The following is a 24,160-nucleotide window of genomic DNA, read 5'->3' as shown; positions in this document are numbered from 1 at the left end:
ATTGGGATACGGTGCTGATCAAATGTGGGAGCGGGCTTGCTCGCGAAGGCGGTCTATCAGCCAACATTTTCATCGACTGCCCCGCCGCATTCGCGAGCAAGTCGAATCGTCGCACCGCCACTCCCACACTGAGTCAGCGTACGGCTTCGAACAAGCCGGTGGCCCCCATGCCGCCGCCCACACACATAGTGACAATGCCGTAACGCAACTTGCGCCGCTGCAACTCACGCACCAGATGCCCCACCTGCCGCGACCCCGTCATCCCAAACGGATGCCCGATGGAAATCGACCCACCGTTGACGTTGTACTTGGCGTTATCAATTTCCAGCCGATTACGCGCATAAAGGCACTGCGAGGCAAACGCCTCATTCAACTCCCACAAATCAATATCCGCCACTGCCAGCCCACGGGCCTTGAGCAACTTGGGCACCGAAAACACCGGCCCGATCCCCATCTCATCCGGCTCACACCCCGCCACCGTAAACCCGCGAAAAAACGCCTTGGGCTTAAGCCCCAGTTCCAGCGCTTTTTCCAGGCTCATCACCAGTGTCATGGAAGCCCCATCAGACAACTGCGAGGAATTCCCCGCCGTCACCGACCCATCCTCCGCAAACACCGGCTTCAATCCCGCAAGACTGGCCAACGTCGTATCCGGACGATTGCAATCATCCCGATCCACCACCCCCTCCAACACCTGCACCGCGCCAGTGTTCTTGTCCTCAACCTTGTACTTCACCGCCATCGGCACGATTTCATCATCGAACAACCCGTCAGCCTGGGCCTGAGCCGTACGCTGCTGGCTTTGCAGCGCATACAGATCCTGCTCTTCACGACTGACGTGATACCGCCGCGCAACGATTTCCGCCGTCTGCCCCATGGGAAAGTAAATGCCCGGCACCTGCTCCTTGAGCAACGGATTGATCAGGTTATCGGTGTTGACGCTCTTCATGGTCAGGCTGATGGACTCGACCCCACCGGCCACGATGATCTCGCTGCAACCGGAAGCAATCTGGTTGGCGGCGATCGCAATCGCCTGCAACCCCGAGGAACAGAAACGGTTGAGGGTCATGCCCGCCGTACCGGTACCCAGTTGCGACAACACCGCCACATTGCGGCCGATGTTGTAGCCCTGGGCACCTTCGTTGGAACCGGCGCCGACGATGCAGTCCTCGACCGTGGCCGGGTCGATGCCGTTGCGGGTCAGCAACGCGTTCACGCAATGGGCAGCCATGTCATCGGGACGGGTCTGGTTGAACTTGCCGCGAAAGGACTTGGCCAGGCCGGTTCGCACGCTGTCGACGATCACTACTTCACGCATGGGCTACCTCAATTGTTGTGGTTGTTGAGAGATGGATCGAGCATAGATCCCGCCCTCTTCAACCGCGACAATCATTCACCCCGCGTATGCAAAAGCATGGCGTTACTTCTTCTTGTCCTTCTTGTCATGCTTGTCGGACTTGTCGAACGCCTCCTCCAGCGCCCGGTTGATGGTGCGCAGTACCTTCACCCGCGCCCAGCGCTTGTCGTTGGCTTCAACCAGCGTCCACGGCGCAATCTCGGTGCTGGTGCGGTCCACCATGTCACCCACCGCCGCCCGATAGTCGTCCCACTTCTCGCGGTTACGCCAGTCGTCCTCGGTGATCTTGAAGCGTTTGAACGGGATTTCCTCGCGGGCCTGGAACCGCTCCAGCTGCGTCTGCTTGTCGATCGCCAGCCAGAACTTGACCACGATCACCCCGGCGTCGCGCAGTTGCTCTTCGAAGTCGTTGATCTCGCCGTAGGCGCGCATCCAGTCCGTCGGCGTGCAGAAGCCTTCGATGCGTTCCACCAACACCCGGCCATACCAGGAGCGGTCGAACACGGTGAACATGCCCCGCGCCGGAATCTTCTGCCAGAAACGCCACAGGTAAGGCTGGGCGCGCTCGTCTTCACTGGGCGCGGCAATCGGCACGATGTGGTACTGCCGGGGATCGAGGGCTGCCGCCACACGCCGGATGGCCCCACCCTTGCCCGCCGCGTCGTTGCCTTCAAACACCGTCACCAACGCGTGCTTGCGCATGCGCTTGTCGCGCATCAGCCCGGAGAACCGTGCCTGCTCGGTAATCAGTTGTTCTTCGTAATCGTCCTTTTCAAGGCTCAGGCTCATGTCCAGGCTGTTCAGCAGGCTCATCTGGTCAACCGCCGATGGCAGCGGCGCCGGGTTCATGCCGCTGGCTTTACCCTTGGGCACTTTCAAGGCGTTTTGCAGGCCTTCGAGCAGGATCTTGCCGACGGTCAGCCCGCGGTAGTGCGCATCGACACCCTCGATCACATACCAAGGCGCATAGTCACGGCTGGTGCGGCGCAGGATCCGCTCACCAAAATGCACAAACTTGTCGTAGGTCTTGGACTGCTGCCAGTCCAGCGGGCTGATGCGCCAGCTGTGCAGCGGGTCGTCCTGCAAGGCCTTGAGCCGGGATTTCATTTGCTTCTTGGAGAGGTGGAACCAGAACTTGAAGATCAGCGCACCTTCATCACACAGCATCTTTTCCAGGCGCTCGGCACCGGCGATGGCCTGGTCCAGCCGCGCGTCCTTGATCTCGCCATGGACGCGACTCTGCAGCATCTGGCTGTACCAGTTACCAAAAAAGATCCCCATGCGGCCTTTCGCCGGAAGCTGGCGCCAGTAGCGCCAGGCCGGTGGGCGGGCCAGTTCTTCGTCGGTCTGCTGGTCGAAGGTGCGCACCTCGATCAGGCGCGGGTCCATCCATTCATTCAGCAATTTGACGGTTTCACCCTTGCCCGCACCTTCGATGCCATTGATCAGGATGATCACCGGGAAGCGCTTCTGCTGTTGCAGTTCGTACTGCACTTCCAGCAAGGCTTCACGCAGGGCCGGCACTTCGGCGTCGTAGGTGTCTTTGTCGATGGCGTGACCGATTTCGGCAGATTCGAACATGGGCGGCTCCGTTCCAGAAGTGATCAAGACTAGCGGATTGGGCAACAACACGTGGCAGGAAATTCCGCAGCGGCTTGCCATGGATCAATGACAACCCTGTTGATCAGCTAGAATGGCCGCCTTGCCTTTACCGAGCCGCTCATGAACCCCGTATCCCACGCCCAGCTTGACTGGGATGACCAAGGTCGCCCGCACTCGCGGGTCTTCGATGACGTGTACTTCTCCGACAAGTCGGGCCTTGAAGAAACCCGCTACGTATTCCTCGAACAGAACCGTCTGCAGGAACGTTTTGCGGCACTGCCGGTGGGTGGGCGCTTGGTGATCGGTGAGACCGGCTTCGGCACCGGCCTGAATTTCCTGTGCGCCTGGCAGTTGTTCGAACAACACGCGGTGGCGGGCGCACGCCTGCATTTTGTCAGCGTGGAAAAGTACCCGCTGAGCCACGCCGACCTGCAGCGCGCCCTCGCCCTCTGGCCGGAACTGGCACCGTTCGCCGAGCAACTGCTGGCGCAATACATCGCGATTCACCAAGGCTTCCAGCGGCTGGTACTGGACACCGGTCGAGTCACCCTGACGTTGCTGATCGGCGACGCCCTGGAGCAATTGCCGCAACTGGACGCGCAGGTCGACGCCTGGTTCCTCGACGGTTTCGCCCCGGCCAAGAACCCCGACATGTGGACTGCCGAGCTGTTCGCCGAACTGGCGCGGCTGGCGGCGCCGGGCTCGACCATCAGCACCTTTACCAGCACCGGTTGGGTACGGCGGTTGATCAACGCCGCCGGGTTCAAGATGAAGCGCACCCCCGGCATCGGCCACAAGTGGGAAATCCTGCGGGGTGAGTTTCTCGGCTGGCCCGCTGAAACGCCTGCGCCTGCCGCGGCAAAACCCTGGTTTGCGCGCCCGCCTGCCGTTTCCGGTGAACGCCATGCACTGGTCATCGGTGGTGGCCTGGCCGGTTGCGCCACGGCGGCCAGCCTGGCGGCACACGGCTGGCGCGTCAGTTTGCTGGAACGCCACGCAGCGCTCGCGCAGGAAGCCTCCGGCAACCCGCAAGGGGTGTTGTACCTCAAGCTTTCCGCCCATGGCACGGCACTTTCGCAGTTGATTCTCAGCGGTTTCGGCCACACCCGGCGCCTGCTGGAACACCTGCAACGTGGCGTGGACTGGGATGGCTGCGGCGTGCTGCAACTGGCCTTCAACGCCAAGGAAGCCGAGCGCCAGGCACAACTGGCCGGCGCTTTTGCCCCGGACCTGTTGCACCTGCTGGATAAAGAGCAGGCACAGGTGCGCGCCGGGATAACGCTGGAGCAAGGTGGGTTGTTCTTCCCCGAGGGCGGCTGGGTTCACCCGCCGGCGCTGTGCGAATGGCAAGCCAGGCACCCGCTGATCGAAGTGCTCCAGCACCACGACGCCCTTGAGCTCAAGCAGGTCGACGGTCAGTGGCAGGCGTTGCAGGACGATACGGTTCTGGCTCAAGCCAGTGTGGTCGTGCTGGCCGGCGCCGCCGAGATCAAGCGGTTTTCCTTCAGCGCTGACTTGCCCCTCAAGCGCATCCGCGGGCAAATCACTCGCCTGCCGCAAACGGCGCAAAGCCAGGCGTTGGCCACGGTGGTGTGCGCCGAGGGCTACGTCGCCCCGCCACGCCTGGGCGAGCACACCCTCGGTGCCAGTTTCGACTTCAAGAGCGATGACCTTACGCCCACGGTGGCCGAGCACGTGGGCAATCTGGAGATGCTGCGGGAAATCTCCCTCGATTTGCTGCAACGCCTGGGCGCCGACAGCCTGGCACCCGAACAGCTTGAAGGCCGCGCCGCCTTCCGTTGCACCAGCCCGGACTACCTGCCGATCGTCGGACCGCTGGCGCAGCGAGAAGCGTTTGATCACACCTACGCCGCCCTTGGCAAAGACGCCCGGCAGGTCCCTGATGCGCCGTGCCCGTGGTTGCACGGCGTGTATATCAACAGTGGCCATGGCTCACGGGGGCTGGTCACCGCGCCACTCTGTGCAGAGCTGCTGGCCGCCTGGCTCGACGATGAGCCGCTACCGCTGCCGCGCAGTGTCAGCGAAGCCTGTCACCCCAATCGCTTCGCGCTGCGCGCCCTGATCCGCGGTAACCCAGGCAAATCCTGAGGGCGACGACGGGCTTGCAACCCGTCAAGGCTCTTTGCCTTATAACGTATTGTTCTAAAACTCCCACAATTTACCCGGGTCAGTCTCTGGGTACCCGCCGTTTTGGCGGGCTGCATTTCTATCCCTCCCCAACGGAAAAACCGGTAAGGAATTTATGTGCGGATTAGCTGGAGAGTTACGTTTCGATCACCAACCTGCCGACCTGGCAGCGGTGGAACGAATCACCCATCACTTGGCACCACGCGGTCCTGACGCGTGGGGCTTCCATGCCCAGGGGCCGATTGCCCTGGGCCACCGACGCCTGAAAATCATGGACCTGTCGGATGGCTCCGCCCAACCGATGGTCGACGCCCAGCTGGGCCTGTCCCTGGCGTTCAACGGCGCGATCTATAACTTCCCGGAATTGCGTGAAGAGCTGGAAGCCTTGGGCTACGCCTTCTATTCCGGTGGCGACACCGAAGTGCTGCTCAAGGGCTACCACGCCTGGGGCGAAGCCCTGCTGCCCAAGCTCAACGGGATGTTCGCCTTCGCCATCTGGGAGCGCGATGCCCAGCGCCTGTTTATCGCCCGTGACCGCCTCGGCGTGAAGCCGCTGTACCTGTCGCGCACCGGCCAGCGCCTGCGTTTTGCTTCGGCATTGCCGGCGCTGCTCAAGGGTGGCGATATCAACCCGATCCTCGATCCGGTGGCGCTCAATCACTACCTGAACTTCCACGCCGTGGTGCCGGCGCCGCGCACCCTGCTGGCGGGCATTGAAAAGCTGCCGCCCGCCTCCTGGATGCGCATCGACGCCGATGGCAAGACTGAACAGAAAACCTGGTGGACCCTGCCCTACGGCCCCCACGCCGATGAAGCCAACCTGACCCTGGAAGACTGGACCGACCGCGTGCTCGACAGCACCCGCGAAGCCGTGGCGATTCGTCAGCGGGCGGCGGTGGATGTGGGCGTGCTGCTTTCCGGCGGTGTCGATTCCAGCATGCTGGTGGGCCTGTTGCGGGAAGTCGGCGTGCAGGACCTGTCGACCTTCTCCATCGGTTTCGAAGACGCGGGTGGCGAGCGCGGCGACGAGTTCCAGTATTCGGACTTGATCGCCAAGCATTACGGCACCCGTCACCACCAACTGCGTATCGCCGAAAGCGAAATCATCGAGCAATTGCCGGCGGCGTTCCGCGCCATGAGCGAGCCGATGGTCAGCCATGACTGCATTGCCTTCTACCTGCTGTCCCGGGAAGTGGCCAAGCACTGCAAGGTGGTGCAAAGCGGCCAGGGCGCCGATGAACTGTTCGCCGGTTACCACTGGTACCCGCAGGTGGATGGCGCAAGCGACCCGTACGCGGCCTACCGCGACGCATTTTTCGACCGCAGCTACGACGACTATGCCGCTACCGTCGCGCCGAAATGGTTGACCGCGAATGACGCCGCCGGTGACTTCGTGCGCGAGCATTTCGCCCAGCCCGGCGCCGATGCGGCGGTGGACAAAGCCCTGCGCCTGGACAGCACCGTGATGCTGGTGGATGACCCGGTCAAGCGCGTCGACAACATGACCATGGCCTGGGGCCTGGAAGCGCGCACGCCGTTTCTCGACTATCGCCTGGTAGAACTGTCGGCCCGCGTGCCGGGCAAATTCAAACTGCCGGACGGCGGCAAGCAAGTGCTCAAGGAAGCGGCGCGCCGGGTGATCCCGAGCGAGGTCATCGACCGCAAGAAAGGCTACTTCCCGGTGCCCGGCCTCAAGCATTTGCAGGGTGACACCTTGAACTGGGTGCGTGAGCTGCTGCTGGACCCAAGCCAGGACCGCGGCCTGTTCAACCCGGCCATGCTCGACCGCCTGCTCACCGATCCCCAAGGCCAACTGACCCCGTTGCGCGGCTCCAAGCTGTGGCAACTGGCGGCGCTGAACCTGTGGCTCAGCGAACAAGGAATCTGATTCATGAAACCTCATGCCACGGCTTACAGCCAACGCTTGCTGCGAGGCCAGGCGCCCTCCTACGAGCGCCTGCAAGCCCGCTTCGCCGAAGACGGCAGCGAACTGGACCCCACGCCGATTGCCGTGCATTGCGGTTGGGGCCGGTTGTTGATCGGCCACACCTTCCCGGACCCGGCGAGCCTGGCCCTGGAGTTGCTCAACGAGCAGCCCGGCGAGCGGGATATCGCGCTGTATGTGGCGGCGCCGCAGCAGATCCTCGGGATTGATCCCCAGCAGTTGTTTCTCGACCCGTCCGATACCCTGCGCCTGTGGTTCACCGACTATCGCCCGGCAACCCGGGTGTTTCGCGGGTTCCGGATTCGCCGGGTACAAACCGAGGCGGACTGGCAAGCGGTGAACCAGCTGTACCAGGGGCGCGGCATGTTGCCGGTGGACCCGGCACTGCTGACGCCACGTCATCAAGGCGGCCCGGTGTATTGGCTCGCCGAGGATGAAGACAGCGGCGCGGTGATCGGCAGCGTGATGGGCCTGAACCACCACAAAGCCTTCAACGACCCGGAGAACGGCTGCAGCCTCTGGTGCCTGGCGGTCGACCCGCAATGCACCCGCCCCGGGGTGGGTGAAGTGCTGGTGCGCCACTTGATCGAACACTTCATGAGCCGTGGCCTGAGCTACCTCGACCTGTCGGTGCTGCACGACAACCGCCAGGCGAAAAGTCTCTACGCCAAGCTTGGCTTTCGCGCGCTGACCACCTTCGCCATCAAGCGCAAGAACGGGATCAACCAGCCGCTGTTCCTCGGCCCTGGCCCACAGGCGGAGTTCAATCCCTACGCGCGGATCATCGTCGAGGAAGCCCATCGGCGCGGGATCGACGTGCAGGTGGACGATGCCGATGCCGGCTTGTTCACCCTGAGCCACGGTGGCCGCCGGGTGCGCTGCCGCGAATCCCTCAGCGACCTGACCAGCGCCATCAGCATGACTTTGTGCCAGGACAAGAGCCTGACCCACAAGGCACTCAAGGCTGCAGGCTTGAAGCTGCCGGAGCAGCAGTTGGCCGGCAGTGCCGACGACAACCTGGAGTTTCTCGACGAGCACCAGCGTATTGTGGTCAAGCCGCTGGATGGCGAACAAGGCCAGGGTGTGGCGGTGGATTTGCAGACCATTGAAGACGTGCAAAAAGCCATTGAGGCGGCCCGCCAATTCGACACCCGTGTACTGCTGGAAAGCTTCCACGAAGGCCTCGACCTGCGCATTCTGGTGATCGGCTTTGAAGTGGTTGCCGCCGCCATTCGGCGCCCGGCGGAAGTCACCGGCGATGGTCAGCATTCCATTGGCGCGTTGATCGAAGCCCAGAGCCGCCGACGCCAGGCCGCCACCGATGGCGAAAGCAAAATCCCCCTGGACCATGAAACCCAACGCACCCTGCAGGCGGCCGGCTACGACTACAACAGCATCCTGCCCCGTGGCGAACGCCTGGCAGTGCGGCGTACCGCCAACCTGCACACCGGCGGTTGCCTGGAAGACGTCACCGCCATCCTCCACCCGACCCTGGTGGACGCCGCCGTGCGCGCCGCCCGTGCCCTCGACATTCCCATGGTGGGCCTGGACCTGATGGTGCCGGCCGCCGACCAACCGGACTACGTGTTTATCGAAGCCAACGAACGGGCCGGACTGGCCAACCATGAACCGCAGCCGACGGCTGAAAAGTTCGTGGACCTGTTGTTCCCGCATAGCCAACCGACGGCGTGAATGATCGTTCCCACGCTCTGCGTGGGAACGCAGCCCGTGACGCTCCGCGTCACAAGAGAGGACGCAGAGCGTCCCATGAGGCATTCCCACGCAGAGCGTGGGAACGATCATCCTCAACTCATCAGGAGTCTTTATGACCCGAACCATCCCCGAACCGGATCTCGCTTACCTGCAAAAAGTGCTGCTGGAAATGCTCGCCATTCCCAGCCCCACCGGGTTTACCGACACCATCGTGCGCTACGTTGCCGAGCGCCTTGAGGAACTGGGCATTCCCTTTGAAATGACCCGGCGCGGCACCATCCGCGCCACCCTCAAGGGCCAGAAAAACAGCCCCGATCGCGCCGTTTCCGCGCACCTGGACACCATCGGCGCCGCCGTGCGGGCGATCAAGGACAATGGCCGCCTGACCCTCGCGCCGGTCGGCTGCTGGTCCAGCCGTTTTGCCGAAGGCAGCCGCGTCAGCCTGTTCACCGATAACGGCGTGATCCGTGGCAGCGTGTTGCCGTTGATGGCCTCCGGTCACGCGTTCAATACGGCCGTGGATGAAATGCCCATCAGTTGGGACCACATCGAACTGCGCCTGGATGCCTACTGCGCCACCCGCGCCGACTGTGACTCCCTGGGTATCAGCGTCGGCGATTTCGTCGCCTTCGACCCGCTGCCGGAGTTCACCGAGAGCGGCCACATCAGCGCCCGTCACCTGGACGATAAAGCCGGGGTTGCCGCGCTGCTGGCGGCGCTCAAGGCGATTGTCGACAGCGGCCAGCCGCTGCTGATCGACTGCCATCCGCTGTTCACCATCACCGAAGAAACCGGCAGTGGTGCGGCGGCGGCATTGCCGTGGGATGTGAGTGAGTTCGTCGGCATCGACATTGCGCCGGTGGCCCACGAGCAGCACTCCAGCGAGCACGCGGTGAGTGTGGCGATGCAGGATTCCGGCGGGCCGTATGACTATCACCTGTCCCGCCACCTGCTGCGCCTGGCGGCGGAAAATGAGCTACCGGTGCGTCGCGACCTGTTTCGCTACTACTTCAGCGACGCGCATTCGGCGGTGACCGCCGGCCACGACATTCGCACCGCACTGCTGGCATTCGGTTGCGATGCCACCCATGGTTATGAGCGCACGCACATCGACAGCCTCGCCGCGCTGAGTCGCCTGCTGGGCGCGTACATCCTCAGCCCGCCGGTGTTCGCCAGCGATGCACAGCCGGCCAAGGGCTCCCTCGACCGGTTCAGTCACCAGATCGAACACGACACACAAATGGAGAGTGATACCCGCGTGCCGTCGGTGGACAGCCTGGTGGGTCAAAAAACCTGAGACTGGCAACTCGGATCCCGGCGCAGTAGCATCGCCGGGATTCCCTAGCAGAGGCTTGTATGCTGATTCCCTACGATGCACTTGAAGTCGACACCCTGACACGCCTCATCGAAGACTTCGTGACCCGCGACGGCACCGACAATGGTGACGACACGCCCCTGGAAACACGGGTGCTGCGGGTACGCCAGGCGCTGACCAAGGGCCAGGCGCTGATTGTTTTCGACCCCGAAAGCGAGCAGTGCCAGTTGATGCTCAAGCACGATGTGCCCAAGCACCTGTTCGACTGAGACTCAAGGATTGGGCACAGGCACTGGATGGGTGTTGGCCTGCTGCCCGTGGCGACTGAGGATCTTCTGATAGACCTCCGCCCGGTGCACATTGACCCCCACCGGCGCTTCCACACCCAGCTTCACTTGGGTGCCGTTCACTTCCAGAATGCGCAAGGTGATCTGGTCACCCACCGAAATTATTTCACCTACCGCGCGGCTTAATACCAGCATGGGGTTCGTCCTTTTTAAGTTACCGAACCCCGACCATGCGCTCCCTGCCTGGCACCATCAATGGCCTTCAGGTTAAACAGGCATGCCTTACACATCAGGGTAAATTACCCTACAGACAGGCAGTGAATAATCTCGAATTACACCCAAGAACCAAACGATATGTTCAAATTTGCAGGCGCTCTCTGTGGCGAGGGAGCTTGCTCCCTCGCCACAACAAGCCCTCGCCACATCAGGTGCTCACCTGAAATTCAACCTTTTACCGCCTGCGACTGGGCTTTCGCCCGCATCTTGTCCGCCATCACGGTCATCTCGTCATACAGCAGTTGCGGGTTCTTCTGTTTCAGTGCCCAGGCCATGCGCCCCTGCTCGTGGGGCAGGATCATGAATTGCCCTTCAGCCACCTGCTGGTAGATGTAGTCGGCGATCTGTGCGGCGGTAATCGGCGAGCTTTCCAGCAGCTTGCCCACCTGGGCCTTCATCGCGGGCGTCGGCCCGCGGAACGAGTCCAGCAGGTTGGTCTGGAAGAAGGATGGGCACACCACATGCACGCCGACTTCCTGTTGCTTGAGTTCCACCAGCAGGCTCTCCGAGAGCGCCACCACGCCGGCCTTGGCCACGTTGTAGTTGCTCATGGCCGGGCCCTGCATCAGGGCGGCCATGGACGCGATGTTGATGATGCGGCCCTTGCTCTTTTCCAGCAGCGGCAGGAAGGCCTTGCAGCCCTTGACCACGCCCATCAGGTTGATCGCGATCTGCCAGTCCCAGTCTTCCAGGGACAGTTCGCTGAAGAACCCGCCCGACGCCACACCGGCGTTGTTGACGATCACGTCGATGCCACCGAGCTTTTCCTCACACGCCTGTGCGAACGCGGTGAGCTGGCTGTAGTCGCGCACGTCGCAACGCTGGGTGAAGCCGTCACCACCCGCCTGGCGTACAAGCTTGAGGGTTTCTTGCAGGCCCGCTTCGCTGACGTCCGACAAGGCCAGCTGCCAACCCTCACGGGCCCAGCGCAGAGCGATTTCGCGACCCAGGCCAGAACCGGCGCCGGTGATCATCATGCGATTTTGCATAGGAAAGTAGCCTTGTGGTTCACGGAAGAAGTGAGCCGCAGTGTAGCGAAGGTTTTTCCTGCACCCACGCACCATCAGACTGCTGAATGCCCCAGGCAAACCGTGGGCCGGGTCGGATAGCGGGAAACCCGCCAAGTTCCATTTATTTGAACTAAGGACGGTTATTTGCAACGGGGTTAAAGGAAATAAGCAAGTTAGCGAAAAGCTTTAAAAAAACACGGAATTTTCTGCCAAACACATGGGTCGGAGTTATTAAGGCGTCCGTATCAGCTGTCGGGCCTATCCGTTAAATACCAGGTCTTTTCAGAAGACAATAAGGAAAACAAAACATGAGCCTCATTCTTATCATTATTCTGATCCTCCTGCTGGTCGGCGGTCTTCCAGTGTTCCCTCACTCACGCAATTGGGGTTACGGGCCATCGGGTATTCTCGGTACTGTGTTGGTAGTGCTGCTGATTCTGTTGTTGCTCGGCAAGATATAACGCGTTCCAGCGTGCAAAAAAAAGAGGCCTTGAAAGGCCTCTTTTTTATGCGCGGGTGTTTAGTCCGGCTTGCCGTCCACTACACCGGCGGTGTTGTCCAGCAGGCTCTTGGTAGCGGTCTGCAGGAACGATTCGAGCTTCTGCTTCAACGCAGCCTCGTCCGGCGACTCTGGAATCACTTTCCCGGTCGGGTTGGCGCCCAGTTCGTATTCCCACAACTTTGGTGGCATTTCCTTGGGCAGGACCAGCACGCGATCACCGGTGAGCAAGGCGACGGTCTGGTCGCTGCCCGACGGCTTGATCACGCCAAAGCCCTTGTCGCCTTCCGGCAGGTTGAGCAGGTCACGGCCCCAGCACTGGTGCAGGGTGTCACCGCCCAGGCGGCCCATGATGGTCGGCACGATGTCGATCTGGGTGCCCACGGTGTGGTCACGCTCGCCGAACTTCTCCTGCATGCCCGGTGCAATCATCAGCATCGGCACGTTGAAGCGGCCCAGGTCCATCTCGGTGATCTGCTGCTCGTTGCCGAAGCCGTGGTCGCCCACGATCACGAACAGGGTTTCCTTGAAGTACGGCTCCTTGCGGGCCTTTTCAAAGAACTGGCCCAGGGCCCAGTCGGAGTAGCGCATGGCCGTCAAATGCTCGTTGAGGCTGCCACGGTCGGTGACCTTCTCGACCGGCAATGGCGTCGGCAACGCGTACGGCGTGTGGTTGGACAGGGTTTGCAGCAGCGCATAGAACGGCTTGCCGCCTTCACGGGCCTTCAACTCTTCCAGGCCACGGTTGAACATGTCCTGGTCTGACACGCCCCAGGTCGGGTCCGAGAACACCGGGTTGACGAAGTCATTACGCCCGATAAAGTTGGTCATGCCCTGGTTGCTGAAGAAGCCCGACTGGTTATCCCAGGCGAAGTCGCCGTTGTAGACGTACACGTCGTCGAAATCGCGATGGCTGAGCAACTGCGGCAGGCCCGACAGCTTGTGGCTGCCTTCCGGAGTCTGCATCAGGTATTCGAAACCCGGCAGGTTCGGGAAGCAGGCCATGGTGGCGAACATACCCTGGTGGGTGTGGGTGCCGTTGGAGAAGAAGCGGTCGAACAGCAGGCCTTCCTTGGACAGTTTGTCGAAGTACGGCGTGATGTTGCCCGGGCGGCCCAGGGCGCCCACCGAGTGACCGGCGAAGCTTTCCATCAGGATAACCACGACGTTCTTGATCGGCAGGGTCTTCTCGGCCGGCGGCGTGAAGTCACGGCGTACCGCGGCGGTGTCGGTGTCGACCAGTTTCTCGGTCGGCAATACCAGCATGTCGCGCACGGTCTGGGTGGCCAGCGGCTGCTCCAGGGTGGCTTTCCAGATGTTCGAACGCTCCTCGGAGAAGCGCGATTTCGCCGCCGCAATCAGCGACAAGGTACCGTTGAGGCCCAACTGGTTGGCGAAGTTCGAGTCGGTGGTGTACACGTCGCCCCAACGCAGTGGCGGGCCCTGGCGCAGGGTGCCACGGATGGCGACCACGGCGACCAGCAGGCAGACCACGAACACCGCGATGCGCGTGTACCACGGCGCTACCTGGCGAGTGCCGATGCTGCCACCGCTGAACGGGCCGCGTGGGCGCGTTGCACGGTCGGCGCCTTTGAAGGCGATACTCAGGATCAGCGTACCCACGGCCCAGGCCAGCAGGTAGCGCACCACCGGGAAACCGTACCAGAGCATGCTCATCACGGTTTTCGGGTCTTCCTTCACGTACTGGAAGACCAGGCCGTTGAGGCGCTGGTGGAACTCGCGGTAGAAGTCCATTTCCATCAGGCCCAGGAACAGCGCGATGCTGGACGCGACCGTCAGCCACAAGCGGAAGAACCCGCGCGCCGCCATGGCCCGTACGCTGAACAACGCCAGCAGCAGCGGCACCAGCAGGTACATCACCAGGCGGATATCCAGGCGCAGGCCGTTGGCGAACGCTTCAAGGAAAGTCGAGGCCGGTGTGTCGAGGATCATCTCGCGGTTGTAGACCAGCAGCGCCAGGCGCAGCAGGGAGAACATCACCATCATGATCAAGGCACAAAGCAGCGTGTACGCCAGATGGGATTTGACGGTCGGTTGCAGCAAGCGATTAGAAGCTCGCTGCTGATTCAGGGCGTCCGGGTTTGCCATGTCGTTTTAGGACCCATTGGAAGTTTAAGTTGCGAATGAATACAGCGGCGCCCCGCCCTCGCCCAGGCAAGCTGGGGTAGACGGTGAACGCAATGGCGCAAATGGTGCCCGATCAACGCCGGCAACGCCATTGATTACTCAATCCGGCCAGTGTTTGAGACTCGTCTTAGAGCATCCGGCAGGAAAAATAGCCGGCGAATTGTCTTGGATGGAATGTGAAAATTCTGTGCAGCGAATATCTCGAAACACAATAACGGGCGTACGGAAACAGATGTGGGAGCGGGCTTGCTCGCGAATACGGTAAATCAGTCGATACATCAGGTGACTGTTACACCGTATTCGCGAGCAAGCCCGCTCCCACACTTACTGTGCCCGCTCTGGATAGCGTTGTTTGGATCAGATCCGCACGTTACCGCGCGGCCCGGCGATCGCCCAGATGATCAAGCCCAGTACCGGCAGCAGCAGGATCAACAGGATCCACAACACTTTGGCGCCGGTACTCGCGCCGCTTTTGAACACGTTGATGATCGCCCAGATATCCAGCGCGAGGATGATCAACCCGATCAGACCATTAAAAGTGGAACCCATGGTGTCGCTCCTAAGTGAGGGCTTGCCTGCTTAGGATAGTCAGCCGTGGCCGGGGGTTCCGTTTTATTTCAGACGTGTACCGCAACCCGCAGGGCTTCCAGCGATGGTTCGCCCTTTATGCCGGTTTCGGCACACAACTCCAGCACCCGTGGCACGTCGTTGCCGTAGACCAGCACAGCCTGGATCTCGTCGTCCAGCAATTGGCTGAAGTTCATCAGCACGTAGCCGCCGTTCTCCGGGTTGAGGGCGCTCATCTGGATCTGGATGCGGTTCAGCGCGGTCAGGGCTTCCGTCTTGGCCAGTTGCTTGGGCTTGAGGTTGAACGCCACGCCGGGGCCAAAGGAGGCGACGATCTGGGCGAACAGGTCCAGGTAGGTGTCGGCCTGGAACAGCACGGTGTCAGGCAGGCTGCCGACGACGATCCACTCACCCAGGGGAATCGGGAAAGTGTCGTCGTAGTTGATGTCGGGGTTGGCGGCCAGGAAAGCGTCGGGATCGGCGTAGGCCTGGGCCGCTTCGTCAGCCACCTTGGCGATCTCGGGTTCGCTCATGCAGCCGGAGCTGATTTTGCTGATGAGTTCGACGAGTGCGGTTTTCATGGGGTGGTCCTGTGGCGGGGCTGATTTTGAGGGCGCAAAGCCTACACCAGTTTTTCCAACTGCGCCGCCGTATCCACCGCCCCCATGGTCTGCGCGGCTGCCAGCGCGGTCACGCCCTGAGCATCGGTGGCCTTGGGATTGGCGCCCTGGCTGATCAGGTAGTCCACCATTTCGGTACGGTTGAACATCGCCGCCATCATCAAGGCGGTGCGACCATCAGAGGATGCGCCTTCGACCAACGCTCCGCCTTCGATCAATGCCTTGACCACCGGCAGGTTGCCCTTGAACGCCGCGCCGGCAATCGGCAGCTGGTTCTTGTCGTTGGCAATCTGGGGGTCGGCCTTGAATTCCAGCAGCACTTTCACCGCGTCCACATGACCATGGTAGGCCGACAGCATCAACAGCGTATCGCCGTTGTGGTTGCGCAGGTTCGGCGGCAAGCCCTTGGCCAGCAACGCAGCCAGCATCGCGGCATCGCCCTTGCGCGCCACGTCGAACACCTGCTCGGCAAATTCGGCGGCTTCGTCTTCGGTCATTTGTTTGGCTTGGTCTGACATGTGGGGCTCCTTGTCTGGTGTTTCATAAGGCGCCCAGTCTCGCGATGGAGTTCCCCACTGTCATGCCTTTTTTCCCAAAAGCGGCGATAGGCAGAATCAATAACGGAACTTGCCCGCCTGGATATCCGCCAACAGTTGCCCCGTGACCGGCACATAACTGTCCGACCCAGGCAGCCAGGCAAAGATCGGATCATCACCGGCCTTGCCCGGGTCGAACGCTTCCTCCTTGAGTTTCACCTTCTGGTATTTGAAGGTGCCCGTGGTTTCCATCTTCACCTTGATCCGCAGGAACAACGGCACCGCATACGCGGGCAATTGCCCGTGGGCGAAGGTCAGCAACTCGCGCATGTCCAGGGAAGCCAGGGATTCGGCAGGCGTAATGGCCGCCATGCCCGCGCGGCCGTTGGTGTTTTCAATCTCCACGCCGTAGGCCACCACTTCGGAAATCTGCGGGTGCTGCAGGAAGATGTTCTCGACTTCGGTGGTGGAGACGTTCTCACCTTTCCAGCGGTAGGTGTCCCCCAGCCGGTCAACGAATTGGGCGTGGCCAAAGCCGATATTGCGCAACAGGTCGCCGGTGTTGAAATAACGGTCGCCCTTCTCGAACACGTCGCTGAGCACCACCTTGCGGTTCTTCTCGGGGTCGGTGTAGCCGTCGAACGGTGCCTTGTCATCGATCCTGGCCAGCAGCAGCCCCTGGCCCCCCTTGGGCACTTCGCGCATGAAACCGTCGGCGCCGCGAATCGGCTCACAGCTGTCATGGGCGTAGTCCACCAGTGCCCAGTGCATCAGGGAAAAGCCAATGGTGTTGTCGAAGTTCAGCACATTGGTGAAGCCGATGTTGCCGTCACTGGCGGCGTACAGCTCGCAGATATGATCGACGCCAAAGCGCTGCTTGAACTCAGCCCAAACCCCTGGGCGCAGGCCGTTGCCGATCATCTTTGTCACACGGTTATCACGATCCTGCTCGCTCGCGGGCTGGTCGATCAGGTAGCGGCACAGCTCGCCGACATAACCCAGGGTGGTCGCATTGAATTTGCGCACATCGTCCCAGAACTGGCTGGCGCTGAACTTGCGGCGAATCGCGAACCCCGACGCCCCGGCAATCGCCGAACCCCAGCACACGCACAGGCCAGTGGCGTGATACAGCGGCAAGGTGCAATAGACGACATCCTCGGGCCCCATATCCAGGGCGATGGTGCCGAAACTGGCCGAGGACTTCATCCAGCGGCCATGCTTGAAAATGCCGGCCTTGGGCAAGCCGGTGGTGCCGGAGGTGTAGATATAGAAGCAAGGGTCGTTGAAAAAAATCTGCTGGGTGCTGGCGGGGTTTTCCACCGGGCAGTCGGCGCTGGCGGCCATCAGGTCGACGTAATCCGGCGGCACATGGCTGTGCTGCTGATCGGCAATAAACCAGGTTTTATCCGCCTCGATGGCCACCTGGCTGCGCACGGCCTCGTAGGCCCCTACCAACTCGGCTCCCACCACGATGGCCGCCGGTGCCACCAGGTTGAGGCTATGTACCAGCGCCGACTGGGTTTGCGAGGTATTGAGCATCGCGCAAATGCCGCCCACCTTGGCCACGGCCAGTACGCTGAGCAACAACTCGGGGCGGTTCTCGATAAACAACGCTACCACGTCGCCCTTGCCGATCCCCTGCTGCTGCAGGTAGTGAGCCATGCGGTTGGCCTGCTGGTTGGCCTGGCGGTAGCTCAGCACCGTGTCGCCATACAGCAGCGCGGCGCCGTCGGGGTTGCGTTGGGTGGCTTGTTCAAAGGTCCAGCCCAGGCCGCACGGCTGGTCGGGATCGGTGATGTTGGCAACGCGGATTCCGCGCACCAGGCGCGGCAGCGCACGGACAATGGTGGGCACCTTACGCAGCATCATGCCCCAGGTGATCATGTCACTTGGCGGGTGGTTCATGGCGGGAACGTCCTTTTTCTTATTGTTCGTATGACCCTCAAGGCACCCATCGCACTGTAAGACCCGCGCCGAATGCCTTGCAGGAAAATACGCCAGCCGTTCTTCGGCTGTACACGCAGGATTTGAAAAGTTTTGTATCCCGAAAGGAAAAGGAATTTAGCGCACCGCCAGGTGGTCACTATGGAAGACCTGCCTTGCGTGCCAGCGGTGAAACACTTGGCAAAACCCCGCAAAATGCAGGATGCACGATGGCCATTCATGCAAATTGCACGAAACTGGAAATCTTAAAATTTTATAACTGATTGATTTATAACGATTTTTTAAGATAGTCAGTACTGGCACAATCACTGCACCTATCACTCCACGCTGCAAAACATGAGCTAACGGAGCTGATAGACATGAGCCTGATCCAAGATAAATTTTCTTCTGTGTTCTCCAATTTCGACGTCACCACCCAGGCGCGTCCTGATGGCGGCATCCTGCTGACCTTGCGTAATAGCGAAGGCAAGCAGATCAAACGTTCGATCTCTTATCAGCAACTGCACACGGCCGACCAACTGACGTGGGTCATCAGCGCCATTCGCCGCGACCTGGCTGAACAAGCCAGCGACCTGCCACAGATTTCGATGCTGCAAAGCCAGAACCGCTTTGCCCTGCCGACCTACCATTCGGCTTGACCGTCATGCAGGACCCGAACAGGTCGTGGTGCCGTTGCGCACCACGGCCTTTTTTTTATTTGCACAATCCCTGTTTCACCGCCTCGTTCACGGCCTGGACCCGGTTAGTCACCTGCAACTTGCCGTAGATGTTGCGCAGGTGAAACTTCACCGTGGCCTGGGAGATGGAGCGAATCCTGCTGATTTCCCACACCGTCTTGCCCTCGACCGCCCAATGCAGGATTTCCCGTTCCTTTGGGGTCAGGGGTTTACCCGACAACATCGCACGCGCCTTGCGGTTGGCAACCGGCGCGCTGTCCGTTTGCGTGGACGGTTGTTCCTGTGGCTCCGAACCGCTCATGCAGGCCTCTCTCTTCATATAGGTCTTGTAACGCCCGAAGTCGGATTACTCCTATTGACAGGCGAATAAATATTGAGACCAGAGAGAGTTACACAAAGAGTGGAACTAATAAGTAAGGTCAACGATAAACAGCTGTTACCCACAAACTTTCAAGTTTATTCCTACAGCGATTTCCAACCTGAAGGAATTGAAGTTAAAAAAATGCCCCCTGTTCAGGAGGCATTGCCGGACGAACTTAGTCATCAAGCCGAGGAAAACCCTCGGCGATCGCGTCGCCGGTCAGCATGACCGCCAGCCCTTCAGGGTCACTGAACAGGCGGATCGCCACAAAGTGCGGGTTCTCCCCCATATCAAACCAGTGCGGGATGCCGCTCGGCACCAAGATCAGGTCGTTTTTCTCGCAGAACACCGCGTACACATAATCTTCGATGTGCAAGGTAAACAGCCCACGACCCGCTACGAAAAAACGCACGTGGTCTTGGGCCATGCGGTGTTCGTCGAGTCGCTCGGCGCGCAATTGGGCTTTCTGCGGGTGATCATTGCTGATGCGGAGCACATCAACGGTGGTGTAGCCGCGCTCGGTCATCAGCTTGTCGATGGGCGCCTGGTAGGCGGCGATAATCTCAACCTCGCTGGCCCCGGGCTCAAGTCGGGTAGCCGCCTGCCAGCGATCGAACCCCACACCCAGCTCGGCCAGGGTCGAGGCGATATCGTCCTGGTGAGTCAGGACCTTGTTCGGGGTGTCGGGGGTGCAGACGTGGTAAACCGCGAGATAGCTCATCAAACTCTTCCTCTGTCACGGGAGCCGCTCATGGCCGCTCCTCTTGCAATCGAATGCCAATGATTAGGGCGGCGGCCAGGGCCGCGACGCTGGCAATGCTGAAGGTCAGGGTCGGCCCCAGCAGGTTCCAGCTGTAACCTGAATAGAGTGCGCCCAGCGCACCGCCGGTACCGGCCAGTGCCGCATACAGTGCCTGGCCCTGCCCTTGCTGGCGAGCGCCAAAGCTGCGTTGCACGAACTGGATGGCCGCCGCGTGAAAACTGCCGAAGGTCGCCGCGTGCATCACCTGCGCCAGCAACAGCACCCAGAAGAATTCGGCAAACGAGCCCAGCAGCAACCAGCGCAGTGCGGCCAGCAGGAAACTCGCCATCAATACCCGGCGTACCGAAAAGCGCGTGAGAATCCGGCTCATGGCCAGGAACATCAAGACTTCCGCCACCACGCCCAGCGCCCACAACATGCCGATCACGCCACGGCTGTAACCGAGGTGTTCAAGGTGCAGGGTGAGGAAGGTGTAGTATGGACCATGGCTCATCTGCATCAGCGCCACACACGCATAGAACGCCAGCACGCCGGGGCTGCGCAGTTGCCGCAAAAAGCCGTCACCGGCCAGGCGACTCCCCTGGCTCAGGGGCTGCGCATTCGGCACCCAGAGGCTGGCGCCGATGATGCCGGCCATGATCACCACGACCACCACCGGGTAGATATCCAGGCTCAGCCAGTCGAACAAGCGGCCCATGATCACCACGGTGAGGATAAAACCGATGGAGCCCCACAACCGCACCTGGCTGTAGCGCGAGGTCTGGCCTTGCAGGTGCGCGAGGGTGATGACTTCAAACTGTGGCAGGACCGCGTGCCAGAAGAACGCGTGCAAGGCCATCACCAGCGCCAGCCAGGCGTAGGTCTTGCTGACAAAGATCAACGAGAAACTCACCAGGGTGCACACCGCGCCAAAGCGCACGATGGCCAGGCGCCGGCCGGTGTAGTCCCCCAGCCAGCCCCACAGGTTGGGCGCCACGCAGCGCATCAGCATGGGGATGGCCACCAGCTCGCCGATGCGCGCGCTGGAGAACCCAAGGTGATCGAAGTACAGCGCCAGGAACGGCGCCGTCGCCCCCAGCAGGGCGAAATAGAACAGGTAGAAGCTGGAGAGTCGCCAGTATGGAAGGGCTTGCGTCAGCATAAGTGACTTGTGGCGAGCGAGCTTGCTCGCGCTGGGGCGCGAAGCGCCCCCACTAGAAGCGCCGCAGTTCTCCAGGTCCTACCGGGTTGCAGGCTTTGGGGCCGCTGCGCAGCCCAGCGCGAGCAAGCTCGCTCGCCACACACGGTCACAGCTGGCCCAATACCGGAGTACTGACTTTTACGTCGGCGTTTTGCCCACGATGACGCAGCAGGTGGTCCATCAACACAATGGCCATCATCGCTTCGGCAATCGGCGTGGCACGGATGCCGACGCACGGGTCGTGACGGCCCTTGGTGATCACGTCCACCGGGTTGCCGTGCACATCGATCGAGCGGCCCGGCGTGGTGATGCTGGACGTCGGCTTGAGGGCCAGGTGCGCAACGATTGGCTGGCCGGAGGAGATGCCGCCGAGAATGCCGCCGGCGTTGTTGCTGAGGAAACCTTCCGGGGTCAGCTCGTCACGGTGCTCGGTACCACGCTGGGCCACACAATCGAACCCGGCGCCGATTTCCACGCCCTTGACCGCGTTGATGCTCATCAGCGCGTGGGCCAGTTCGGCATCGAGGCGGTCGAAGATCGGCTCGCCCAGGCCCGGCATCACGCCTTCGGCAACCACGGTGATCTTGGCGCCGACGGAATCCTGGTCGCGGCGCAACTGGTCCATATAGGCTTCCAGCTCCGGCACTTTGTCCGGGTCTGGGCAGAAAAAGGCGTTGTCTTCGACGCTGTCCCAGGTCTTGAACGGGATTTCGATCGGGCCCAGCTGGCTCATGTAGCCGCGGATCACGATGCCCTGGGTCGCCAGGAACTTCTTGGCGATCGCCCCGGCCGCCACGCGCATCGCGGTTTCCCGCGCCGAGCTGCGGCCACCGCCACGGTAGTCGCGCTCGCCGTATTTGTGGTGGTAGGTGTAGTCGGCGTGGGCCGGGCGGAACAGGTCTTTGATCGCCGAGTAGTCCTTGGACTTCTGGTCGGTGTTGCGAATCAGCAGGCCGATGGCGCAGCCGGTGGTGCGGCCCTCGAACACGCCGGAGAGAATTTCGACTTCGTCGGCTTCCTGGCGCTGGGTGGTGTGGCGGCTGGTGCCGGGCTTGCGGCGGTCGAGGTCACGCTGCAGGTCTTCCAGGGACAACTCGAGGCCCGGCGGGCAGCCGTCGACAATGGCGACCAACGCCGGGCCATGGCTTTCGCCCGCGGTGGTAACAGTGAACAGCTTGCCGTAGGTATTGCCGGACATGCAGGGCGCTCCGTGAAATCAGTTGAATCAAGTCAACCGTAATAACTTAAGGCGGCCAGTATACGCAGGCTAACCGACTAGTTCATCCTCGAAACCTTACCGGTAGACGTTGGTCCAACCGGCACCTTCCTCATGATGGCGCGATGATGCTGCGAGTTCTGCTTTTGACCCTCACTCTGTTTTCCAGCCTTGGCTTCGCCGCCTCCCCTGTCGTACTGCAACGGCCCATCAGCCTGGACACCGGCAGTGGCGAGCTGTTTGGTTCGCTGTTGTTGCCCAAATCCGACAAGCCGGTGCCGGTGGTGCTGATCATCGCCGGCTCCGGGCCCACCGACCGCAACGGCAACAGCGCCGACGGCGCACGCAACGACAGCCTCAAGCGCCTGGCCTGGGTGCTGGCCAGGCACAACATCGCCAGCGTGCGCTACGACAAGCGCGGCGTGGCCGCCAGCCTTGCCGCCACCCCCGATGAACGCAACCTGACCCTGGATGCCTACGTGTCCGACGCCGTGGCCTGGGGCAAGTTGCTCAAGGCCGACCCACGCATGGGCCCGCTGATTGTGCTGGGCCACAGCGAAGGTGCACTGGTGGCCGCCCTCGCCGCCCCGCAGCTCAACCCGGCCGGGGTGATTTCCCTGTCGGGCAGTGCGCGCCCGGTGGACCAGGTGATCCGCCAGCAACTGGCCGACCATATGCCTCCAGCGCTGTTACTGCGCAGCAACCAGATTCTCGATCACCTCAAGGCCGGCCAGGTGGACGCCGATGTGCCCACCCCCCTTGAGGGCATTTTCCGCCCCAGCGTGCAGCCCTATCTGATCAGCCTGTTCCGCGCCGACCCTTCGGCGGCCTTTGCCAAATTGACCATGCCGGCCCTGATCGTCCAGGGCACCAATGACCTGCAGGTCGGCGTGGCCGATGCGCAACAATTGCAGAAGGCAAAGCCCGACGCCGAGCTGACGGTGATCGAAGGCATGAACCACGTGATGCGCATCGTGCCCAACAACGTGAAGCAGCAACTGGAGTCCTATAACGACCCGCAGTTGCCGCTGGCGGCTGAACTGGGCACCCGCCTGGTTCGCTTTATCGACGGACTTCGCGCCAGTTAAGCGAGTATTGCCCTCCAGTCCTGAGCAAAACGGCCGATAAGCCATGGGTCGACAGCAAAAAGCCTGTCGGCCCGCAGAGCTTGGACAGGATCGCGCCGAATGACGAACACCGAAGCAACACCTGAACCTACCGCCGACACCACGGCTGACACCGAGGCCGCCGCATCGGCCGCGTTACCGTGGGCGGAGGTGCAGGCCGAACATTTCAAGATGCTGCGCCTGGCCCCTTTGGCCACCGACCGTGCCACGGGCGTGCGGCCCCTGCGCTTTGTGCAGTTTGGCTGGGCCGAACGCAACAACAAGGACCACAGCCTGCTGCGCATGGTCATTCAGTTGCCGGGCCAGCGGGTGCGCCGGGAACAGAACCATTTGGATATCTGGGTCGATCACGCGACCCATCGGGTGCATTTTGGCCCGGGCAACAGCCTGGAGATCGAGCCGGCTAACCGCGGCATCGGCCGTTTCCTGGTAGCCCAGGGCGCCGCCTGGGCGAAAAAGAAGTGGTCGCACTACCGCGTCGACGGCGTCGACCTGGCCAACAAGGACGCCCTCAACGAAGCCACGCGCCTGCGCCGGGATCACTTCCTGCGTATCCAGGGCTTTGATGTGGCGTACGCCGATGTCCAGCATTTGAAGGGCAACGTGCAGCCGGGCAAGGTCAGCGATGTGCTGGACAGCTGGAACACCGAAAAGCTGCAGTTCGTGGAGATTCTGGAAGCGGCGCAGATGCTGCAACAGGCCGAGCAGAACCTGGCGGAACAGGAAGTGAAGCTGCGCAAGGAAGAGGAAAAGGTCACCAAGTTCAAGCGCGAAGACAGCGGGTTGCGCTTCACGATTACGTGTCTGGTGGCGTTTACCGTGTTTCAGGCGGGGCTGTTGATCTGGATTGCGACGCATCGCTGAATCAT

At 61.5% G+C, this 24,160-nt stretch carries 22 protein-coding genes; 9 read left to right on the top strand and 13 right to left on the bottom strand.

Translation table 11 applies throughout. The features are described 5' to 3' along the window. Positions 1-133: 133 nt before the first annotated feature. Together QF039_RS06135 and pap are read right to left on the bottom strand one after the other, a co-directional pair. On the bottom strand, positions 134-1,318 hold the full coding sequence (locus QF039_RS06135; RefSeq protein ID WP_003216747.1) for a thiolase family protein: 1,185 nt from the start codon (positions 1,316-1,318) through the stop codon (positions 134-136). Positions 1,319-1,420: 102 nt separating this feature from the next. Then, a complete protein-coding gene (gene pap, locus QF039_RS06130) occupies positions 1,421-2,938 on the bottom strand; it encodes a polyphosphate:AMP phosphotransferase (RefSeq protein WP_178965824.1) in 1,518 nt (505 codons plus the stop codon). A 141-nt stretch (positions 2,939-3,079) separates the two neighbouring features. Here pap and mnmC point away from each other — a divergent pair, with 141 nt between their 5' ends. The 5 genes from mnmC (at position 3,080) to QF039_RS06105 (ending at position 10,349) form a co-directional block, all read left to right on the top strand. Continuing rightward, positions 3,080-5,068, top strand: coding sequence for a bifunctional tRNA (5-methylaminomethyl-2-thiouridine)(34)-methyltransferase MnmD/FAD-dependent 5-carboxymethylaminomethyl-2-thiouridine(34) oxidoreductase MnmC (gene mnmC / locus QF039_RS06125; protein ID WP_307517149.1), 1,989 nt, complete (start codon positions 3,080-3,082; stop codon positions 5,066-5,068). 154 nt (positions 5,069-5,222) lie between these two features. Beyond that, the gene (locus QF039_RS06120; protein WP_003216754.1) at positions 5,223-6,995 is read left to right on the top strand and encodes an N-acetylglutaminylglutamine amidotransferase; all 1,773 of its coding nucleotides are present in this window, start codon (positions 5,223-5,225) and stop codon (positions 6,993-6,995) included. Between the two features lie 3 nt (positions 6,996-6,998). Next, positions 6,999-8,744 carry an N-acetylglutaminylglutamine synthetase gene (gene ngg, locus QF039_RS06115; RefSeq protein WP_177122581.1) on the top strand — a complete coding sequence of 582 codons (1,746 nt, stop codon included), beginning with the start codon at positions 6,999-7,001 and terminating at the stop codon, positions 8,742-8,744. Positions 8,745-8,877: 133 nt separating this feature from the next. Further along, a complete protein-coding gene (locus tag QF039_RS06110) occupies positions 8,878-10,062 on the top strand; it encodes an osmoprotectant NAGGN system M42 family peptidase (protein ID WP_003216760.1) in 1,185 nt (394 codons plus the stop codon). Between the two features lie 59 nt (positions 10,063-10,121). Further along, positions 10,122-10,349, top strand: a complete 228-nt coding sequence (locus QF039_RS06105; protein ID WP_003192759.1) for a YheU family protein — start codon at positions 10,122-10,124, stop codon at positions 10,347-10,349. Between the two features lie 3 nt (positions 10,350-10,352). On the opposite strand, the gene csrA is transcribed toward QF039_RS06105, so the two are convergent. Both csrA and QF039_RS06095 read right to left on the bottom strand, forming a co-directional pair. Beyond that, a complete protein-coding gene (gene csrA / locus QF039_RS06100) occupies positions 10,353-10,562 on the bottom strand; it encodes a carbon storage regulator CsrA (RefSeq protein WP_008433220.1) in 210 nt (69 codons plus the stop codon). Positions 10,563-10,810: 248 nt separating this feature from the next. Further along, positions 10,811-11,632, bottom strand: a complete 822-nt coding sequence (locus tag QF039_RS06095) for an SDR family oxidoreductase (protein WP_177020683.1) — start codon at positions 11,630-11,632, stop codon at positions 10,811-10,813. Positions 11,633-11,961: 329 nt separating this feature from the next. On the opposite strand from QF039_RS06095, the gene QF039_RS06090 reads away from it, so the two are divergent. Next, positions 11,962-12,114, top strand: coding sequence for a DUF3309 family protein (locus QF039_RS06090; protein WP_003216767.1), 153 nt, complete (start codon positions 11,962-11,964; stop codon positions 12,112-12,114). Between the two features lie 59 nt (positions 12,115-12,173). Here the strand turns inward: QF039_RS06090 and QF039_RS06085 are convergent, their stop codons facing one another. The 5 genes from QF039_RS06085 to QF039_RS06065 all read right to left on the bottom strand — a co-directional run bounded on the left by QF039_RS06085 (position 12,174) and on the right by QF039_RS06065 (position 17,928). After that, a complete protein-coding gene (locus QF039_RS06085) occupies positions 12,174-14,261 on the bottom strand; it encodes an LTA synthase family protein (protein ID WP_177020684.1) in 2,088 nt (695 codons plus the stop codon). Positions 14,262-14,657: 396 nt separating this feature from the next. Next, positions 14,658-14,849 (bottom strand): PLDc N-terminal domain-containing protein, encoded by a 192-nt coding sequence (locus QF039_RS06080; RefSeq protein WP_003172956.1) that lies wholly within the window; start codon positions 14,847-14,849, stop codon positions 14,658-14,660. A gap of 68 nt (positions 14,850-14,917) precedes the next feature. Beyond that, positions 14,918-15,448, bottom strand: a complete 531-nt coding sequence (locus QF039_RS06075) for a hypothetical protein (RefSeq protein ID WP_003216771.1) — start codon at positions 15,446-15,448, stop codon at positions 14,918-14,920. A gap of 41 nt (positions 15,449-15,489) precedes the next feature. Next, complete coding sequence (locus tag QF039_RS06070) at positions 15,490-16,005, bottom strand: ankyrin repeat domain-containing protein (protein ID WP_003216773.1); 516 nt, start codon at positions 16,003-16,005, stop codon at positions 15,490-15,492. A 96-nt stretch (positions 16,006-16,101) separates the two neighbouring features. Continuing rightward, entirely contained in the window at positions 16,102-17,928 is a 1,827-nt protein-coding gene (locus tag QF039_RS06065; protein WP_177122583.1) for a long-chain-acyl-CoA synthetase, read from the bottom strand. Between the two features lie 398 nt (positions 17,929-18,326). On the opposite strand from QF039_RS06065, the gene QF039_RS06060 reads away from it, so the two are divergent. Then, positions 18,327-18,605 (top strand): DUF3509 domain-containing protein, encoded by a 279-nt coding sequence (locus QF039_RS06060; RefSeq protein WP_003216777.1) that lies wholly within the window; start codon positions 18,327-18,329, stop codon positions 18,603-18,605. A 55-nt stretch (positions 18,606-18,660) separates the two neighbouring features. Here QF039_RS06060 and QF039_RS06055 read toward each other — a convergent pair whose 3' ends face one another. From QF039_RS06055 to aroC, 4 genes are all read right to left on the bottom strand, one after another. Then, positions 18,661-18,945: a response regulator transcription factor gene (locus QF039_RS06055; protein WP_003216779.1), complete on the bottom strand. Its 285-nt coding sequence runs from the start codon at positions 18,943-18,945 to the stop codon at positions 18,661-18,663. Positions 18,946-19,180: 235 nt separating this feature from the next. Next, positions 19,181-19,726 carry an acireductone dioxygenase gene (locus QF039_RS06050; RefSeq protein WP_134326014.1) on the bottom strand — a complete coding sequence of 182 codons (546 nt, stop codon included), beginning with the start codon at positions 19,724-19,726 and terminating at the stop codon, positions 19,181-19,183. A 28-nt stretch (positions 19,727-19,754) separates the two neighbouring features. Beyond that, on the bottom strand, positions 19,755-20,906 hold the full coding sequence (locus QF039_RS06045) for an MFS transporter (protein ID WP_177040545.1): 1,152 nt from the start codon (positions 20,904-20,906) through the stop codon (positions 19,755-19,757). Positions 20,907-21,054: 148 nt separating this feature from the next. Further along, entirely contained in the window at positions 21,055-22,146 is a 1,092-nt protein-coding gene (gene aroC, locus QF039_RS06040; RefSeq protein WP_003213122.1) for a chorismate synthase, read from the bottom strand. Positions 22,147-22,289: 143 nt separating this feature from the next. On the opposite strand from aroC, the gene QF039_RS06035 reads away from it, so the two are divergent. Together QF039_RS06035 and QF039_RS06030 are read left to right on the top strand one after the other, a co-directional pair. Then, a complete protein-coding gene (locus tag QF039_RS06035; protein WP_003213124.1) occupies positions 22,290-23,252 on the top strand; it encodes an alpha/beta hydrolase in 963 nt (320 codons plus the stop codon). 99 nt (positions 23,253-23,351) lie between these two features. After that, positions 23,352-24,155 carry a hypothetical protein gene (locus tag QF039_RS06030; RefSeq protein WP_003213127.1) on the top strand — a complete coding sequence of 268 codons (804 nt, stop codon included), beginning with the start codon at positions 23,352-23,354 and terminating at the stop codon, positions 24,153-24,155. Positions 24,156-24,160: the final 5 nt, after the last annotated feature.

Origin of the sequence: Pseudomonas sp. W2I6 (genome assembly GCF_030815935.1) — a bacterium.
Taxonomy (GTDB): Bacteria; Pseudomonadota; Gammaproteobacteria; order Pseudomonadales; family Pseudomonadaceae; genus Aquipseudomonas.
Note: the sequence above shows the minus strand (reverse complement) of the source record. Positions and strands in the feature narration are given on the sequence as shown.

What these genes read in the sequence shown, in the direction of transcription:
- QF039_RS06085 (WP_177020684.1), bottom strand. Translation starts at nt 14,261, where the DNA reads ATGGCAAACCCGGACGCCCTGAATCAGCAGCGAGCTTCTAATCGCTTG.
- QF039_RS06050 (WP_134326014.1), bottom strand. Translation starts at nt 19,726, where the DNA reads ATGAGCTATCTCGCGGTTTACCACGTCTGCACCCCCGACACCCCGAAC.
- csrA (WP_008433220.1), bottom strand. Translation starts at nt 10,562, where the DNA reads ATGCTGGTATTAAGCCGCGCGGTAGGTGAAATAATTTCGGTGGGTGAC.
- QF039_RS06135 (WP_003216747.1), bottom strand. Translation starts at nt 1,318, where the DNA reads ATGCGTGAAGTAGTGATCGTCGACAGCGTGCGAACCGGCCTGGCCAAG.
- QF039_RS06070 (WP_003216773.1), bottom strand. Translation starts at nt 16,005, where the DNA reads ATGTCAGACCAAGCCAAACAAATGACCGAAGACGAAGCCGCCGAATTT.
- QF039_RS06030 (WP_003213127.1), top strand. Translation starts at nt 23,352, where the DNA reads ATGACGAACACCGAAGCAACACCTGAACCTACCGCCGACACCACGGCT.
- mnmC (WP_307517149.1), top strand. Translation starts at nt 3,080, where the DNA reads ATGAACCCCGTATCCCACGCCCAGCTTGACTGGGATGACCAAGGTCGC.
- QF039_RS06080 (WP_003172956.1), bottom strand. Translation starts at nt 14,849, where the DNA reads ATGGGTTCCACTTTTAATGGTCTGATCGGGTTGATCATCCTCGCGCTG.
- QF039_RS06090 (WP_003216767.1), top strand. Translation starts at nt 11,962, where the DNA reads ATGAGCCTCATTCTTATCATTATTCTGATCCTCCTGCTGGTCGGCGGT.
- QF039_RS06120 (WP_003216754.1), top strand. Translation starts at nt 5,223, where the DNA reads ATGTGCGGATTAGCTGGAGAGTTACGTTTCGATCACCAACCTGCCGAC.
- QF039_RS06095 (WP_177020683.1), bottom strand. Translation starts at nt 11,632, where the DNA reads ATGCAAAATCGCATGATGATCACCGGCGCCGGTTCTGGCCTGGGTCGC.
- QF039_RS06065 (WP_177122583.1), bottom strand. Translation starts at nt 17,928, where the DNA reads ATGAACCACCCGCCAAGTGACATGATCACCTGGGGCATGATGCTGCGT.
- QF039_RS06105 (WP_003192759.1), top strand. Translation starts at nt 10,122, where the DNA reads ATGCTGATTCCCTACGATGCACTTGAAGTCGACACCCTGACACGCCTC.
- QF039_RS06035 (WP_003213124.1), top strand. Translation starts at nt 22,290, where the DNA reads ATGATGCTGCGAGTTCTGCTTTTGACCCTCACTCTGTTTTCCAGCCTT.
- QF039_RS06075 (WP_003216771.1), bottom strand. Translation starts at nt 15,448, where the DNA reads ATGAAAACCGCACTCGTCGAACTCATCAGCAAAATCAGCTCCGGCTGC.
- QF039_RS06055 (WP_003216779.1), bottom strand. Translation starts at nt 18,945, where the DNA reads ATGAGCGGTTCGGAGCCACAGGAACAACCGTCCACGCAAACGGACAGC.
- aroC (WP_003213122.1), bottom strand. Translation starts at nt 22,146, where the DNA reads ATGTCCGGCAATACCTACGGCAAGCTGTTCACTGTTACCACCGCGGGC.
- QF039_RS06060 (WP_003216777.1), top strand. Translation starts at nt 18,327, where the DNA reads ATGAGCCTGATCCAAGATAAATTTTCTTCTGTGTTCTCCAATTTCGAC.
- QF039_RS06110 (WP_003216760.1), top strand. Translation starts at nt 8,878, where the DNA reads ATGACCCGAACCATCCCCGAACCGGATCTCGCTTACCTGCAAAAAGTG.
- ngg (WP_177122581.1), top strand. Translation starts at nt 6,999, where the DNA reads ATGAAACCTCATGCCACGGCTTACAGCCAACGCTTGCTGCGAGGCCAG.
- pap (WP_178965824.1), bottom strand. Translation starts at nt 2,938, where the DNA reads ATGTTCGAATCTGCCGAAATCGGTCACGCCATCGACAAAGACACCTAC.